Origin of the sequence: Pararhizobium sp. LjRoot255 (assembly GCF_964252905.1) — a bacterium.
GTDB lineage: Bacteria > Pseudomonadota > Alphaproteobacteria > Rhizobiales > Rhizobiaceae > Pararhizobium.
Map to the genome: position 1 here is coordinate 3625061 of NZ_CAXUPQ020000001.1, position 15483 is coordinate 3640543.

Below are 15483 nucleotides of genomic sequence, written 5' to 3' on the forward strand. Positions count from 1 at the left end.
CTTTGTTCAGAATCAGACATATTTTTATAGCCGAATGCATTGGCGAGCGCCAATTTCGGGGCCGGGTTTTGAACAGCCTTTTAGGCTCTTCGGCGCTATGGATGGCATTTGCAAGGCAAAAGCGAAGGAACGCCCCGAAACTGCCCTTTCCTTCGTCAATCCGGTCGCCTAACAATCCATAAGACGGCCATCATAAACAAGGCCGCGACGGGGAAATCGGATGTCACACATCGACCTTCTGATCAATGCGCTGACCACCATCCTGGTCACCATCGATCCGCCCGGCCTTGCGCCGATCTTTCTCAGTCTGACCACGGGCATGAGCCGCCACGAACGGTTCCTTGTGGCGCGCCGCGGCACGCTGATCGCCTTCTTCATTCTCTCGGCCTTCGCCCTGTTCGGCAATGGCATCCTCGGGCTGCTCGGCATTTCGATCGGCGCCTTTCGGATCGCCGGCGGCCTCTTACTCTTCTGGATCGCCTTCGAGATGATCTTCGAGAAACGAAACGAGCGGAAGGAAAAAACCGGCGAAGCAGCCATCACCCGCGACCACATTCACAATATCGCCGTGTTTCCGCTGGCGCTGCCGCTGATTGCCGGCCCCGGCGCGATCTCGGCGACGATCCTGTTGTCGGGATCTTTCTCCGCCACCATCGAGCGGGCACAGCTCATTCTCGTCATCGCCTTCTGCCTGGCCCTTCTCTTCGCCGCACTCGTCATCGCCGAACGCATCGACCGCTTCCTCGGCGTTACCGGCCGCGCCATCCTGACCCGGTTGCTGGGCGTCATTCTCGCGGCGCTTGCGGTCCAGTTCGTCGTCGATGGCGTGAAGTCGGCCTTGGCGTGACGGCAATCACGCCAAGGCGCTGACGAAAGAAGGCCCGATTTCCCGAGCCCTCTTTCATTGTGCCGCGGCAGAATCAGAATGGAATGTCGTCGTCCATGTCGCGCGAAAAGTTTCCGCCGCCACCGCTGGAGCGGCCCGAAGGTGCCGACGCCGGACGATCGTAGTCATCCCCGTAGTTGCTGGAGCTTCCGCCGCCGGGGTTGCCGCCACCGTAATCCGAACCGCCACGGCCAGCACCTGCACCACCGCCCTCGCCACGCCCGTCGAGCATCGTCAGCGTCGAATTGAAGCCCTGCAGCACCACTTCCGTGGAATAGCGGTCTTGGCCGTCCTTGTCCTGCCATTTGCGGGTCTGCAGCGCGCCTTCGATATAAACCTTGGCACCCTTCTTCAGATACTGCTCCGCAATCTTGCACAGGGGTTCGCTGAAGATCACCACGCGGTGCCATTCGGTCTTTTCCTTGCGCTCGCCGGAATTGCGGTCGCGCCAGGTTTCCGACGTCGCGATGTTCAGGTTGGCGATCGGCCGGCCGTCCTGCGTGCGCCGGATTTCCGGGTCGGCCCCGAGGTTCCCAATCAAAATCACCTTGTTGACACTACCTGCCATCTTGTTTTTCCTGTTATCCCGCCCGGCCTTGCAGCCCGGCCACCAAAATTCTAAGCGCGCACTTTAGCGGCTGATAGTCCAGCATACGCCCCTTTGCATCCCGTCATCCACAACAGTTTTCGAATTTTGTTCTTTATTTGTTCTAGTAAATTCGTAATATCCTGTCAACCGACTCGGGAAAGCCGGCCTGTTTTTCGCATTGTGTCTCGACATGCGCTATGCCGTACTTAAATAGGAGCTTTCAATGGACTTACAAAGCTGGACACGATGAGCGAACTCAAGACCATTTCCATCCGCGGGGCGCGCGAGCATAATCTGAAGGGCATTGACCTTGACCTGCCGCGCAACAAGCTGATCGTCATGACCGGCCTGTCCGGCTCCGGAAAATCGTCCCTCGCCTTCGACACGATCTATGCGGAAGGCCAGCGCCGCTATGTCGAGAGCCTCTCGGCCTATGCCCGGCAGTTTCTCGAGATGATGCAGAAGCCGGATGTCGACCAGATCGACGGCCTATCTCCGGCAATCTCGATCGAGCAGAAGACGACTTCGCGCAATCCGCGCTCGACGGTCGGCACGGTCACCGAAATCTACGACTACATGCGCCTCCTGTTTGCCCGCGTCGGCGTGCCCTATTCGCCAGCCACCGGCCTGCCGATCGAGAGCCAGACGGTCAGCCAGATGGTCGACCGTGTCATCGATTTCGGCGAAGGGACACGGCTCTATATCCTGGCGCCGATCGTGCGCGGCCGCAAAGGCGAGTATAAGAAAGAGCTCGCCGAACTGATGAAGAAGGGCTTTCAGCGCGTCAAGATCGACGGGCAGTTCTACGAGATCGCCGAGGCACCGACGCTCGACAAGAAATACAAGCACGACATCGACGTTGTCGTCGACCGCGTCGTCGTGCGCCCGGACCTCACGGCGCGCCTGGCCGACAGTCTCGAAACCTGCCTGACGCTTGCCGACGGCCTGGCCATCGCCGAATTCGCCGACAAGCCGCTGCCGCCGGAAGAGACGGCCGCAGGCGGCTCTGCCAACAAATCGCTGAACGAGACGCATGAGCGCGTCCTCTTTTCCGAAAAATTCGCCTGCCCCGTATCCGGCTTCACCATTTCGGAAATCGAGCCGAGACTGTTCTCGTTCAACAATCCCTTCGGCGCCTGCCCGACCTGCGACGGTCTTGGCAGCCAGCAGAAGATCGATGAGGCGCTGATCATCCCGGAGCCGGACCGTACACTGAAGAACGGCGCCATCGCGCCCTGGGCCAAGTCCTCGTCGCCCTACTACAATCAGACGCTCGAGGCCCTCGGCAAGGCGTTTGGCTTCAAGCTGTCAAACAAATGGAGTGATCTGTCCGACGAGGCCAGACATGCGATCCTGCAAGGCACCGAGGAAAAGATCAGCTTCCACTATGAGGACGGCGCACGGTCCTACAACACCACCAAGACCTTCGAAGGTATCGTGCCCAATCTGGAGCGGCGCTGGAAGGAGACCGACAGCGCCTGGGCGCGCGAGGAGATCGAGCGCTACATGTCGGCGGCGCCCTGCCCCGCCTGCGATGGTTTCCGCCTGAAGCCGGAGGCGCTGGCGGTCAAGATCGACAAGCTGCATATCGGCGAAGTGACCGACATGTCGATCCGTGTCGCGCGCGACTGGTTCGAGACGCTGCCTGCCCATATGAATGCCAAGCAGAACGAGATCGCCGTTCGCATCCTGAAGGAAATCCGCGAGCGGCTGCGCTTCCTCAACGATGTCGGCCTCGAATATCTCAGTCTCTCGCGCAATTCCGGCACGTTGTCAGGCGGCGAAAGCCAGCGCATCCGGCTGGCCTCGCAGATCGGTTCCGGCCTGACCGGCGTGCTCTACGTGCTCGACGAGCCGTCGATCGGTCTGCATCAGCGCGACAATGCCCGGCTGCTCGATACGCTTCGGCATCTGCGCGACATCGGCAATACGGTGATCGTCGTCGAGCACGACGAGGATGCGATCCTGACCGCGGACTACGTCGTCGATATCGGACCCGCCGCCGGAATTCACGGCGGCGAGGTGGTCGCGCAGGGCGCGCCGTCCGACGTCATCGCTAATCCGAACTCGCTGACCGGACGATATCTTTCCGGCGAGCTTTCGGTCGCCGTGCCGTCCGAACGGCGCAAGCTGAAGAAGAAAAAGGAAATCACCGTCGTCGGCGCCCGCGCCAACAATCTGAAGAACGTCACCGCCTCGATCCCGCTCGGTATCTTCACCGCTGTGACCGGCGTTTCCGGCGGCGGCAAGTCGACTTTCCTGATCGAAACGCTTTACAAGGCGGCCGCACGCCGCATCATGGGCGCGCGTGAGAATCCGGCCGAACACGACCGGATCGACGGTTTCGAGCATATCGACAAGGTGATCGACATCGATCAATCGCCGATCGGCCGCACGCCGCGCTCGAACCCGGCGACTTATACCGGCGCCTTCACCCCGATCCGCGACTGGTTTGCCGGCCTGCCGGAGGCGAAGACGCGCGGCTACCAGCCCGGCCGTTTCTCTTTCAACGTCAAGGGCGGCCGCTGCGAGGCCTGCCAGGGTGACGGCGTCATCAAGATCGAGATGCACTTCCTGCCGGATGTCTATGTCACCTGCGACGTCTGTCACGGCAAGCGCTACAATCGCGAGACGCTCGATGTGCATTTCAAGGGCAAGTCGATCGCCGATGTGCTCGACATGACGGTCGAGGAAGGCGTCGAGTTCTTCGCCGCCGTTCCGGCCGTGCGCGACAAGCTGATCACGCTCAACCAGGTCGGCCTCGGCTACATCAAGGTCGGTCAGCAGGCCAACACGCTCTCCGGCGGCGAGGCGCAGCGCGTCAAGCTTGCCAAGGAACTGTCGAAGCGCTCGACCGGGCGCACGCTCTATATCCTCGATGAACCGACAACTGGCTTGCATTTCCATGATGTAGCCAAGCTTCTTGAAGTTCTGCATGAACTCGTCAACCAGGGCAATTCGGTGGTCGTCATCGAGCACAATCTGGAGGTCATCAAGACCGCCGACTGGGTGATCGATTTCGGTCCCGAAGGCGGCGACGGCGGCGGCGAGGTCATTGCGGCGGGAACGCCAGAGGACATCGTCAAGGAAAAGCGGTCCCATACCGGCGCCTTCCTGAAGGAACTTCTGGAACGACGTCCGCTTCGAAAGGCGGAAGCGGCGGAGTAAGAGACAACGCGAGGGGAGACAGCATGACAAAATCAGGAACAATCCGCTGCGGTATCGGCGGCTGGACGTTCGATCCGTGGGAGGGGACGTTCTACCCCGATACTCTCTCGAAGAAACGGCAACTGGAATATGCCAGCCGGCAGTTGAAGGTCATCGAGGTCAACGGCACCTATTACAGCTCGCAGAAACCGGAAACCTTTGCCAAATGGGCATCGGAGGTGCCGGAAGATTTTGTCTTCTCGCTGAAAGCCAGCCGCTTTGCCACCAACAAGAAGGTGCTGGCCGAGGCGGGTGACTCGATCAGCCGATTTCTCGGGCAAGGACTAAGCGAACTCGGTCCGCATCTGGGCCCAATTCTCTGGCAGTTCATGCCGACGAAGAAGTTCGACGCCGATGACTTCGGTGCCTTCCTCGCGCTGCTGCCTGAGAAGCAGGATGGCTTGGCGCTGCGGCACGTCGTCGAGGTGCGCCATCCGTCCTTCCGCACGCCGGAGTTCATCGCGCTGCTGGCGAAGCACAACGTGGCCGTGGTCTGCGCCGATCACGCCGACTACCCGATGATCGCCGATGTCACCTCGGACTTCGTCTATGCGCGTCTGCAGACGGGTAGCGATGATGTCGAGACCTGCTATGACGAAAAGCGGCTTGATCTGTGGGCCGATCGACTGAAGACCTGGGCGTCGGGCGGCATGGTGGATGACCTTGAACTTGGCGATCCATCGTACCAGCCGGAAAAGAAACCGCGCGATGTCTTTGCGTTCTTTATCACCGAGGGCAAGGTTAACGCGCCAAACGGCGCCCGGGCGCTGCAGAAGCGCGTCGACTGATCAGGCCGGCAGCGGCTCGATTGCCGCTGCGAGGTCTTCCGCCGTCAGCCCCTCTCCCGCTTTCGCGCCGGCTCGTCCGTGACGCCAGACACCGGCGGCGGCGGCCTCGAAGGCTGGCATGCCCTGCGCCAGATGCGCGCCGATGATACCGGCGAGTGTGTCTCCCGATCCTGCGGTCGCCAGCCACGGCGGTGCATTGGTGTTGATTGCGGCGTGGCCGTCGGGCGCGGCGATCACCGTGTCTGCGCCCTTGTAGACGACGACGCTATGACTGCGTTTGGCGGCAGCAGTGGCGCGGTCGACCTTAGAAAGGGCCTTGTCGGCCTCGATATCTGGAAACAACCGGGCGAACTCGCCGTCATGCGGCGTCATGACGAGGCGCGTTTCCCCTTTGGCGTAGGCCTTGAAAAGCAATGCCGGATCGTCCCTGAAAGCCGTGATGCCATCCGCGTCGAGCACCAGTTTTCGCCCACCAAGCATCAAAGCGTACTGGCGCGCCCTCTGCAGATCGCCAAATCCCGGGCCGAGTACGAAGGCGCCAATGCGTTTATCGGCCAGCCAGCGCGAGAGGTCGTCTTCGCCCTCGATCTGTTTCAACATCACCGCCGTCAGATGAGACGCATTGGTATGCACGGCCGCAGCGGGCGAAGCGATCGTTACCAATCCGGCGCCGGCCCTCAATCCGGCAATCGCAGACAGGCGTGCGGCGCCACTCGAAAGCGGGCCGCCCGAAAAAACAGCTAGGTGCCCGCGTTTGAATTTATGCGCGGCAGGATCCAGGGCAAATGCGTGCTCCCGCCAGAGATGCGGGCCGTTTTCGCAAAGCATCCCAGAACGGGCGAACAGGGTGCGTTCGGGGATGCCGATGTCGAACACCTCCAGCGTGCCGCAAAGCATCCGCCCGGGCATCAGCAGGTGCCCGGGTTTGCGGGCCGCGAACGTGACCGTGTGACGGGCACGAAAACTTGCGCCTAGCACCTGACCGCTGCGGCCATCGACGCCGGAGGGCAGATCAACCGCAATGACCGGGAGGTCAAGCGTCGCCACTGCCCGCATCACACCTGCCGCTTCCGGCGGCACAGCGCGCGAAAGGCCTGCTCCGAACAATGCATCGATGACGACGTCTCCGGCAATCGGGCGATATTCCGCAAGTGGCTTCACCGCCGCCTCTAACGCCGCGTAGGCGCGGGCCGCGTCGCCTTTCAAGGCTGCCGGATCGCCCAGGGCATGGACTTCGAGATCGGCGCCGCTGTCGCGCAACGCGGCGGCGGCGATATAGCCATCGCCGCCATTGTTGCCGGGGCCGCACAGGACGGCAAACCGCAAGGCACCGGGAAAAAGGCGCAAAGCGGCAGCTGAAACAGATGTTCCGGCAGATGTCATCAGGCTGAAACTGTCGATCCCAGAGCGCGCGGCGTCGGCATCAATCGCGGTCATTTCTGCGGGCGTGATGATGGTGTGATTTTTATCGGTTGACATCGCATCAAAATGCCCTGCCGCAGGGGCACTCGCAAGCTCAAAACGCGGACACCTGATGTCTACTTTTTATGCATTTGCACATATTTAACCCCCAAATGTGACACTTAATAAAGCTCGAAGCACTACGCGGTGCCGGCAATCGTTGTTCCCACACAAAAATTCATAAAAAATAGGCAAAAGGCGCTGTTTATTCTGAAGAAACAGCTATGATCGTCTCCGTTGGAGGAGTTTTCATCCAAAACGGCATCGCATTTGCCATATCTGGCATGTAAAATGCATATTGAGGGCCAGCGGGCATGAGCCTGCGATAACGGGAGAAGCGGAGAGACATTTTCTCATGAAAAAGATCGAAGCGATCATAAAGCCTTTCAAGCTTGACGAAGTGAAGGAAGCCCTTCAGGAGGTTGGCCTGCAGGGTATCACCGTCACGGAAGCGAAGGGCTTTGGACGCCAGAAGGGCCATACGGAACTTTACCGTGGGGCAGAATACGTTGTTGATTTTCTCCCGAAGGTGAAAGTCGAAGTCGTGCTGGCAGACGAGAACGCGGAGGCCGTAATCGAGGCCATTCGAAACGCCGCCCAGACCGGGCGTATTGGCGATGGAAAGATTTTCGTTTCCAATATCGAAGAGGTCATCCGAATCCGCACCGGTGAGACGGGCATCGACGCCATCTAATCCGCCTGGCCGTTCGGTCCGGGCTACTACCTCGTCATCTCTAGAGAGGGACTTTCAAAACATGACGACTGCAAATGATATCCTCAAGCAAATCAAGGATAACGACGTCAAGTTCGTGGATTTGCGCTTCACAGACCCCAAGGGCAAGCTGCAGCACGTAACGATGGACGTATCCTGTGTTGACGAGGACATGTTCGCCGACGGCGTAATGTTCGACGGCTCGTCGATCGGTGGCTGGAAGGCGATCAACGAGTCCGACATGGTGCTGATGCCGGATCCGGCAACCGTGCACATGGACCCTTTCTTCGCACAGTCGACCATGGTGATCGTCTGCGACATTCTCGATCCGGTCTCCGGCGAAGCCTATAACCGCGACCCGCGCGGCATCGCCAAGAAGGCCGAGGCCTATCTCAAGGCGTCCGGCATCGGCGATACTGTGTTCGTTGGCCCTGAACCGGAATTCTTTGTCTTCGACGACGTGAAGTACAAGGCTGACCCATACAACACCGGCTTCAAGCTCGATAGCTCCGAACTGCCCTCCAACGACGACACTGATTACGAGACCGGCAACCTTGGCCACCGTCCCCGTATCAAGGGCGGCTACTTCCCGGTTCCGCCGGTCGATAGCTGCCAGGACATGCGCTCCGAAATGCTGACCGTGATGGCCGAAATGGGTGTCACCGTCGAAAAGCAGCACCATGAAGTGGCCGCTGCGCAGCACGAGCTCGGCGTCAAGTTCGACACGCTGGTGCGCAATGCCGACAAGATCCAGATCTACAAGTACGTCGTGCACCAGGTTGCCAATGCCTATGGCAAGACGGCAACCTTCATGCCGAAGCCGATCTTCGGCGACAACGGCTCGGGCATGCACGTGCACCAGTCGATCTGGAAGGACGGCAAGCCGACCTTCGCCGGCGACGAATATGCCGGCCTGTCGGAGTCCTGCCTGTTCTATATCGGTGGCATCATCAAGCATGCGAAGGCCATCAACGCCTTCACCAACCCGACGACGAACTCCTACAAGCGTCTGGTGCCGGGTTATGAAGCGCCGGTTCTGCTCGCCTATTCGGCCCGCAACCGCTCTGCCTCGTGCCGTATCCCGTTCGGTACCGGTCCAAAGTCGAAGCGCGTCGAAGTTCGCTTCCCCGATCCACTGGCAAACCCCTATCTCGGCTTTGCCGCCATGCTGATGGCTGGTCTCGACGGGATCAAGAACAAGATCCATCCGGGCAAGGCCATGGACAAGGATCTCTACGACCTGCCGCCGAAGGAACTGAAGAAGATCCCGACCGTCTGCGGCTCGCTGCGCGAAGCGCTTGAAAACCTCGACAAGGACCGCAAGTTCCTGACTGCCGGCGGCGTCTTCGACGACGACCAGATCGATGCCTATATCGAACTGAAGATGGTGGAAGTCATGCGTTTTGAAATGACCCCGCATCCGGTCGAATTCGACATGTACTACTCGGCCTAAAAATCGGTTCCGGACCCGCGCGAGCGGGTCGGCTCAAACAGAAGGCCGGTCTCGCGAGAGGCCGGCCTTTTCATTTGGTGCGGTTTGAACCGGGCTATTGTTTCTTCAGGCGCTGCTTCAACAGGTTGAGGTACTCTTCGTTTCCATCCGGCTGTTCGGCCACGGCCTCCGGCGTCTTGCATGCAGGCTTATGGTCGAGCGCCATGCCGGCCTTGACACAGACGCCGACCTGCCATCCGGGTGGCAGAGCTGTCAGATCGACATCTTTCCATTTCGGATGCCCGGTCTTCTGCAGTTTGTCGAGATTATTGAGAATGAGACTTGAGAATTCCGACACCGCCCTGCAGCTCTCGCGCTGATAGGCATTGCGCTTGATGTCGTAGTCGTAGGTCATCATCACAGCCTTGACGGCGATCAGATCGACAGGCTCCTTCTGGAATGCATAGGTCCCGGCATCAATGCGCGAGGCCGTATAGGTTGCCAAAAGCGGCGCGTCCGTGATCGGCAAGAGATGGAACCTGGCACCATCGATGGGATTATTCTTGAACAGCGCAGCGGGAGCGCCCGCGACATAGAAGAAGGCGTCGATCTCGCCGGCCAGCAGTTTCGGCAGAGCCGCATCCGGATTGAGCGGCACGCGTTCGCCGGTCTTCACCTGCAGGATATCGAGAATGAGCGAGGACGTCAGGAAAGTGCCGCTATCCTTGACGCCGACGGCGACCTTCTTCCCGCCCAGGTCCTCCATGTCCTTGATATCCGCGCGCGCGAGAACATGGATTTCCTCGTTGTAGAGCGGGAACATGATGCGCACGCCGCGCACCGCCTGTTGGACTTCGGGATCGTTCGCCTCGAAGGTCTTCAAGTATTCGAGCACGTCGCTCTGGACGATGCCGAACTGGGTGTTCTTGCGGTTTCTGACGCCGACAAAGTTTTCCAGCGAGCCGGCAGACTGCTGGACATTGAGGGTCAGCCCACAACTCTTGCCGAGTGCTGCAACATCGCGCCCGATCTGGATATAGGTGCCCTGCGGCCCGCCGGTCATCATGTTCTTTTCAAACTCGGCCGCCGATGCCGGATTGAATGAAAAGGCCGCAACAATCGCGGCAGCAACAGAGGCCAGTCGAAACACCATTTTTCCTCTCCCGGAACCACTTGCCTTTGGCAAGCGGGGCATATGTCAACAATCGCTTTTGAAATCACGCATAAGGTTGCGCATCAGGATAAGCGGCACCTTGTCAAAGACGCTTTCCAAGGCATCCGTCACACAGGCGCCGGCAATCAGCTTGTCCTTCAGGCGCTGCGTCTTTTCCTCGTCCAGAAAACCAAGGCCGCGGGTTGCGCCGATCACGTTCTCGACCAGCAGGCTATCACGCGGCGTCAAAGCGGCGGCGGGTTTGGTCTCGACCGTACTCGGCATTTCGGTGGCTAATAGTGTGTCTGCGGGTTTTCCGGTCGAATCCTTGGCAACAGCTGCGGCGGCGGCTTGATCGGCAAGCTGCTTTTCCAGCGCTGCCACTTTTCTGCGCTCCTCGCCGAGGCTTTGCTCCAATGTCTCAATCTGGACATCACGCGCCAGATCAAGCGCGGACTTGGAGGTGGGCGGCGTCTTTTCCGCTTCCGCCTGCTTTTGCTCCAGCACCTTGCGTGCAGCGACAGCGTCGGCCATGGCCCGTTCCGCAGCCGAGCGCAGGCTGGTTATCTGCTTGTTCAAGGCCAGCTTGTCGGCGGCAAGACTTTCGGCCTGTTTTTTGGCCCCGGCGGCCTCTGATTTCATGGCGGTCAACTCGGCATTGATTTTGGCGATCATCGCGGTGAAATCGTCGGCGGCAGACTTCGCCGCCACCTTTTCCGTCGAAAGCAGTTTTTCGAGTGTGGAAATATCCGCATCGCGCTTGTCAAGCAGCCGATTGAGCTTCGGCACTTCGTTGAGTTTCAGGTCTGCATATTCCTGCTCAAGCTCTCCGGCCCAGTTGCCGGAATTCTTGCGGAATTCGGCGAGATCGCCGGTGACCTTGTCTCTCTCGGCGGTCACATTGCCCAACTGGTCGGTTAGCGAACCTGCCTGTACCTTCAGCTCGGCAATTTCCGTCTGCATGGCCTGGCGGGTGAACCAGAAATAGCCGCCGGCGGCGACGAGCACCACACACAAAATGGCCGGCAGCACTAAACCGGACGAACTGTCGCCGCGCGTCACCTGGCTGTTTCTGCCCCATTGATTGCTCATGCCCTATCCGCCACGGAAAACTCCCCTTCAAGTGAGGTACGACGAATTTCCGGGGGAGGCAAGCAACAGCAGCCTGCACGCGCGTCGCCCCTCCTCGCCGACCACCGACCGGCAATGGGCTCTTGGACCTTACCTATTGATATTTGTTGAAAAACCACCACATATTCCAGGGAAAGGACCCTATCATGATGAAACAAAGAGACGCAAAATTTCAGATTGGACAGGTTGTTCGCCACCGTGTGTTTCCGTTCCGCGGCGTTATCTTCGACGTTGACCCGGAATACGCTAACACCGAGGAATGGTGGAATGCGATTCCCGCTGAAGTCCGTCCGAGCAAGGATCAGCCGTTTTACCATCTGCTCGCAGAGAATGATGAAGCGGAATATGTGGCCTATGTTTCCGAACAGAACCTCGTTTCGGACGACAGCGGAAGGCCCATGCGCCATTCGCAGGTGAACGCTTTCTTCGACCAGCAGGGTGTCGGCCAGTATAAGCCGAAGGCTGTCGTTCAGCACTGACGGCAGCCAGCCCCAATGGATTCGACCTGAAACAAAAAAAGCCCGGACGAAAGTCCGGGCCTTTTTTGTTGTATCGCGTTGCGATCAGTTCTGCTTGGCCGCCTTCTGCGCTTCTTCCAGCTTCTTGCGAGCGTCTTCCGCCTTCTTCTGCATTTCTTCCTGCAGCAGGCGCTGGCGCTCTTGAAGCTTAGACTGCTCGATCGGCTCGCCATCGAACACGCCGGTGAAACCATTGAGCGAAATCTTGATCGGGTTCGGCGCACGCTGGAAATTGACCGAGGTGAACACGACTTCGCCACCCTTCTTCAGGTTGGCGAGCACGCCATCGCTGAGCGGAACTTCTGCGATGCACTTGTCCGGCATGCAGATGGCGTAGTCGAGCTTGACGCCCTTGCCACCGTCGATCTGCATCTGGATGCCCGGCGGGATGAGGCGCGCGGAGGGAACCGAAACCTGCATCACCTTGCGTTCCACCTTGCCGCGAACGCTGATAAGGCCGACGGCCGTGATCAACTGTCCGTTGCTGGCCGACAACAGGTTCTGCACGATGCAGACATCATTGTCTTCCTGCTTGGTGCACACCTTGAACCAGCCCTGGGGCGGACGGCCAGCGGCCTGTTCCTGCGCGAAGGACGCGGCAGGCATCGCGGCAACGGCGACAGCGCCGGCAAACGCCGAAAGTGCGGCCTTTTTGGTGAAGTTCGACTTGAAGATCATAACGATATCCGTCTCCTGAATTCCGGTGTCTCTAGCGGTCTCGCGCCGCGTGTCATCTATGGTCAGCCGCCCGCTCTCCTGTTGGGCAAATAAGGCAATTGCATGACCCTCGTCTCCGGCAACACCTGTTACAGTGAGCGGGCACGGATATCCAGTCTTTCCTCATTTTTTTTACGATCGGCCGTGGGGCTGCGCCAGCTTTTTTAAAGTATCTGGCGGTTGGAAATACCGGTCAACGTGCTAGTTTGCCGTGATTCATAGAGTAGACGACAGCAGGAGGCGGGCTTGCGCGCATTGTTCTTAGGGTTGATTTCGCTCATTGCCGCGTTCGGCACAGGCGTCGCGGCAAAGGCAGAACCGGTCCACGGCATCGCCATGCACGGGCAGCCCGCCCTGCCCGCCGATTTCAAGAGTTTCCCTTATGTCAAACCGGACGTGAAGAAGGGCGGCCGCGTGGCCTATGGCGTCGTCGGCACGTTCGACAATCTCAATCCCTTCATCCTGAAGAGCATGCGCACCACTGCGCGCGGCATGCTCGACCCGGAATACGGCAATCTCGTCTATGATTCGCTGATGCAACGTTCCCGCGACGAAGCCTTTTCGCTTTACGGTCTGCTTGCCGAAACCGTGGAGTGGGACGACGATCGTAGCTTCATCCAGTTCAACCTGAATCCGAAGGCCAAATGGGCCGATGGTCAGCCAGTGACGCCAGAAGACGTCATCTTCACCTTCGAACTGTTTCGCGACAAAGGCCGCGTGCCGTTCAGCACGCGGCTGGCGAAGGTCGAAAAAATGGAAAAGGTCGGCGACCGCAGTGTCCGTTTCACTTTCAACGACGAGGCCGACCGCGAATTTCCGTTGTTGATCGCCATGACGCCGATCCTGCCGAAGCACGCGACGGATGTGGCAACCTTCGGCCAGACGTCGCTCAAATTTCCCCTCGGCTCCGGACCATACCGTGTGGCGGAGGTCAAGCCCGGCGAGCGGATCGTCTACAAACGCAATCCAGACTACTGGGCAAAGGATCTGCCCAGCAAGGTCGGCTTCGACAACTATGACGAAATTTCCGTCGAATATTTTCTCCAGGACAATTCGCTGTTCGAGGCCTTCAAGAAGGGTGTAGTCGATATCTATCCGGAAGGTAGCCCGACCAAATGGACGCGCAGCTACAATTTCCCGGCGGTCCAGTCGGGCAACGTGATCAAGGATACGTTCACGCCGAAGACGCCATCCGGCATGCTCGGCTTCGTCTTCAACACCCGCCGGCCGATGTTCGAGAATATCAAGCTGCGTCAGGGGCTGGCCCTCGTCTTCGATTTCGAATGGGTCAACAAGAACCTGTTCGACAACGCCTATACCCGCACGCAGAGCTTCTGGCAGAACTCGACCCTGTCCTATCTCGGCGTCCCGGCGGATGATCGTGAACTCGGCCTGATGGGCGACATTCGCAACCGAATCAATCCGGCAATACTCGACGGGACTTACCGCCTGCCCGTTACCGATGCCTCCGGCCGCGATCGCAACGTGCTGCGCGAAGCCGTAACGCTGCTGCGCGAAGCCGGCTACAGCATCAAGGACGGCAAGATGATCAACGAGAAGGGCGAGCCGCTCGCCTTTGAGATCATGACCCAGAACGAGGGCCAGGAAAAACTGGCGCTTGCCTACCAGCGCTTCCTCGCAGCCCTCGGCATCACCGCGTCGGTGCGCACCGTCGACGATTCGCAGTACCAGCAGCGCAGCCAGTCGTTCGACTATGACGTGATCGTCAAGTCGTTCCCGTCGACGCTTTCGCCCGGTATCGAGCAGGTCGGCCGCTGGTCTTCCGAATCACGCGACCGCCAAGGCAGCGAAAACTTCGCGGGTGCCGCAGATAAGGATGTCGACCGGCTAATCAGCAATATCCTCCAGGCCAAGACGACCGAGGATTTCATCGCCGCCGTTCGGGCTCACGATCGGCTGCTGATCAACAATTCCTATCTCGTGCCACTGTACCATGTCGCCGCGCAATGGGTGGCGCGCGCCAAGCATATCGGCCGCCCGAGCGTTGTGCCGCTCTATGGCTACCAACTGCCGGCCTGGTGGGACGAAACTGTGCAGTGATGCGGATTTGAGCTCGGTATACTTTTGGTAACGCATTGAAACCGGAAAGGCCTGCGACTATGTCGCGGGCCAATGGTCTGCAACAGAAGGAACCGGCACCATGGATCTCGTAAATATCGACGTTGTCTCGGACGTCGTCTGCCCCTGGTGCTATCTCGGCAAGGCGCGGCTCGATCAGGCGATCGCCAATGTGGCCGACGATATTCATGTGACGGTGAATTGGCGTCCCTATCAGCTCAATCCCGACCTGCCGCCTGAAGGCGTCGATCACAAGGCGCATCTCGCTGCCAAGCTCGGCGGCCAAGCGGCCGTCGATCGCGCGCATCAGATGCTGACGGGGCTTGGCCAGCAGGACGGCATCGCATTTAAGTTCGACGCGGTGAAAATCAGCCCGAACACGCTCGATGCGCATCGGCTGATCCGCTGGGCGCTGACCGAGGGCCTGGAGATGCAGAGCAAGGTTGCCTCATTGCTGTTCAAGGCAAATTTCGAACAGGGCCGCAATGTCGGCGACCACGCTGTTCTGCTCGATATCGCCGCCGAAGCCGGCCTCGATCGCAACGTCATCGCCGCGCTACTCGCTTCGGATGCCGACAAGGACGCCGTGGGCGAGGAAATCGAGATGGCGCGCGGCATGGGCGTGACCGGTGTGCCCTGTTTCATCATCGACAGCAAATATGCGGTGATGGGCGCACAATCCGTTGACGTCCTGACCGATGCGCTGCGGGATATCGCCAAGACGAAGGACACGGCTCACATCAACTGATCGAGAGGCGTTTTGACTGTTTGAAAGCCGCGCGAAACCTTGCGCGGCTTTTTTGCTTGGCG

General features: G+C 59.4%; 13 protein-coding genes. 8 read left to right on the forward strand and 5 right to left on the reverse strand.

The window, feature by feature from the left end:
• Positions 1–220 precede the first annotated feature (220 nt).
• Positions 221–847 carry a MarC family protein gene (locus ACSQ2W_RS17420; protein WP_436087383.1) on the forward strand — a complete coding sequence of 209 codons (627 nt, stop codon included), beginning with the start codon at positions 221–223 and terminating at the stop codon, positions 845–847.
• A 73-nt stretch (positions 848–920) separates the two neighbouring features.
• On the opposite strand, the gene ACSQ2W_RS17425 is transcribed toward ACSQ2W_RS17420, so the two are convergent.
• Positions 921–1454: a single-stranded DNA-binding protein gene (locus tag ACSQ2W_RS17425; RefSeq protein ID WP_436087384.1), complete on the reverse strand. Its 534-nt coding sequence runs from the start codon at positions 1452–1454 to the stop codon at positions 921–923.
• Between the two features lie 267 nt (positions 1455–1721).
• On the opposite strand from ACSQ2W_RS17425, the gene uvrA reads away from it, so the two are divergent.
• Together uvrA and ACSQ2W_RS17435 are read left to right on the forward strand one after the other, a co-directional pair.
• Positions 1722–4643, forward strand: coding sequence for an excinuclease ABC subunit UvrA (uvrA, locus tag ACSQ2W_RS17430; protein WP_436087385.1), 2922 nt, complete (start codon positions 1722–1724; stop codon positions 4641–4643).
• Positions 4644–4666: 23 nt separating this feature from the next.
• The gene (locus ACSQ2W_RS17435; RefSeq protein WP_436087386.1) at positions 4667–5470 is read left to right on the forward strand and encodes a DUF72 domain-containing protein; all 804 of its coding nucleotides are present in this window, start codon (positions 4667–4669) and stop codon (positions 5468–5470) included.
• Here ACSQ2W_RS17435 and ACSQ2W_RS17440 read toward each other — a convergent pair whose 3' ends face one another.
• Positions 5471–6949 carry an NAD(P)H-hydrate dehydratase gene (locus ACSQ2W_RS17440; protein ID WP_436087387.1) on the reverse strand — a complete coding sequence of 493 codons (1479 nt, stop codon included), beginning with the start codon at positions 6947–6949 and terminating at the stop codon, positions 5471–5473.
• Between the two features lie 337 nt (positions 6950–7286).
• Here ACSQ2W_RS17440 and ACSQ2W_RS17445 point away from each other — a divergent pair, with 337 nt between their 5' ends.
• Entirely contained in the window at positions 7287–7625 is a 339-nt protein-coding gene (locus ACSQ2W_RS17445) for a P-II family nitrogen regulator (RefSeq protein WP_018324798.1), read from the forward strand.
• A 61-nt stretch (positions 7626–7686) separates the two neighbouring features.
• Positions 7687–9096, forward strand: a complete 1410-nt coding sequence (gene glnA / locus ACSQ2W_RS17450) for a type I glutamate--ammonia ligase (protein ID WP_436087388.1) — start codon at positions 7687–7689, stop codon at positions 9094–9096.
• A 94-nt stretch (positions 9097–9190) separates the two neighbouring features.
• Here glnA and ACSQ2W_RS17455 read toward each other — a convergent pair whose 3' ends face one another.
• Positions 9191–10228 carry a TAXI family TRAP transporter solute-binding subunit gene (locus ACSQ2W_RS17455; protein WP_436087389.1) on the reverse strand — a complete coding sequence of 346 codons (1038 nt, stop codon included), beginning with the start codon at positions 10226–10228 and terminating at the stop codon, positions 9191–9193.
• A gap of 45 nt (positions 10229–10273) precedes the next feature.
• Positions 10274–11320 (reverse strand): hypothetical protein, encoded by a 1047-nt coding sequence (locus ACSQ2W_RS17460; RefSeq protein ID WP_436087390.1) that lies wholly within the window; start codon positions 11318–11320, stop codon positions 10274–10276.
• 188 nt (positions 11321–11508) lie between these two features.
• On the opposite strand from ACSQ2W_RS17460, the gene hspQ reads away from it, so the two are divergent.
• Positions 11509–11838 (forward strand): heat shock protein HspQ, encoded by a 330-nt coding sequence (gene hspQ, locus ACSQ2W_RS17465; RefSeq protein WP_436087821.1) that lies wholly within the window; start codon positions 11509–11511, stop codon positions 11836–11838.
• Between the two features lie 84 nt (positions 11839–11922).
• Here hspQ and ACSQ2W_RS17470 read toward each other — a convergent pair whose 3' ends face one another.
• Positions 11923–12555, reverse strand: a complete 633-nt coding sequence (locus ACSQ2W_RS17470) for an invasion associated locus B family protein (protein WP_113003845.1) — start codon at positions 12553–12555, stop codon at positions 11923–11925.
• Positions 12556–12849: 294 nt separating this feature from the next.
• Here ACSQ2W_RS17470 and ACSQ2W_RS17475 point away from each other — a divergent pair, with 294 nt between their 5' ends.
• A complete protein-coding gene (locus ACSQ2W_RS17475) occupies positions 12850–14655 on the forward strand; it encodes an extracellular solute-binding protein (protein WP_436087822.1) in 1806 nt (601 codons plus the stop codon).
• A gap of 100 nt (positions 14656–14755) precedes the next feature.
• Positions 14756–15421, forward strand: a complete 666-nt coding sequence (locus ACSQ2W_RS17480) for a DsbA family oxidoreductase (RefSeq protein WP_436087391.1) — start codon at positions 14756–14758, stop codon at positions 15419–15421.
• The last annotated feature ends 62 nt before the right edge of the window (positions 15422–15483 follow it).

Excerpts from the sequence above, each read along its gene's own strand:
- ACSQ2W_RS17480 (WP_436087391.1), top strand. The coding sequence starts at position 14,756 with ATGGATCTCGTAAATATCGACGTTGTCTCGGACGTCGTCTGCCCCTGG.
- ACSQ2W_RS17440 (WP_436087387.1), bottom strand. The coding sequence starts at position 6,949 with ATGTCAACCGATAAAAATCACACCATCATCACGCCCGCAGAAATGACC.
- ACSQ2W_RS17435 (WP_436087386.1), top strand. The coding sequence starts at position 4,667 with ATGACAAAATCAGGAACAATCCGCTGCGGTATCGGCGGCTGGACGTTC.
- ACSQ2W_RS17420 (WP_436087383.1), top strand. The coding sequence starts at position 221 with ATGTCACACATCGACCTTCTGATCAATGCGCTGACCACCATCCTGGTC.
- ACSQ2W_RS17470 (WP_113003845.1), bottom strand. The coding sequence starts at position 12,555 with ATGATCTTCAAGTCGAACTTCACCAAAAAGGCCGCACTTTCGGCGTTT.
- ACSQ2W_RS17425 (WP_436087384.1), bottom strand. The coding sequence starts at position 1,454 with ATGGCAGGTAGTGTCAACAAGGTGATTTTGATTGGGAACCTCGGGGCC.
- glnA (WP_436087388.1), top strand. The coding sequence starts at position 7,687 with ATGACGACTGCAAATGATATCCTCAAGCAAATCAAGGATAACGACGTC.
- ACSQ2W_RS17455 (WP_436087389.1), bottom strand. The coding sequence starts at position 10,228 with ATGGTGTTTCGACTGGCCTCTGTTGCTGCCGCGATTGTTGCGGCCTTT.
- ACSQ2W_RS17445 (WP_018324798.1), top strand. The coding sequence starts at position 7,287 with ATGAAAAAGATCGAAGCGATCATAAAGCCTTTCAAGCTTGACGAAGTG.
- ACSQ2W_RS17460 (WP_436087390.1), bottom strand. The coding sequence starts at position 11,320 with ATGAGCAATCAATGGGGCAGAAACAGCCAGGTGACGCGCGGCGACAGT.
- uvrA (WP_436087385.1), top strand. The coding sequence starts at position 1,722 with ATGAGCGAACTCAAGACCATTTCCATCCGCGGGGCGCGCGAGCATAAT.
- hspQ (WP_436087821.1), top strand. The coding sequence starts at position 11,509 with ATGAAACAAAGAGACGCAAAATTTCAGATTGGACAGGTTGTTCGCCAC.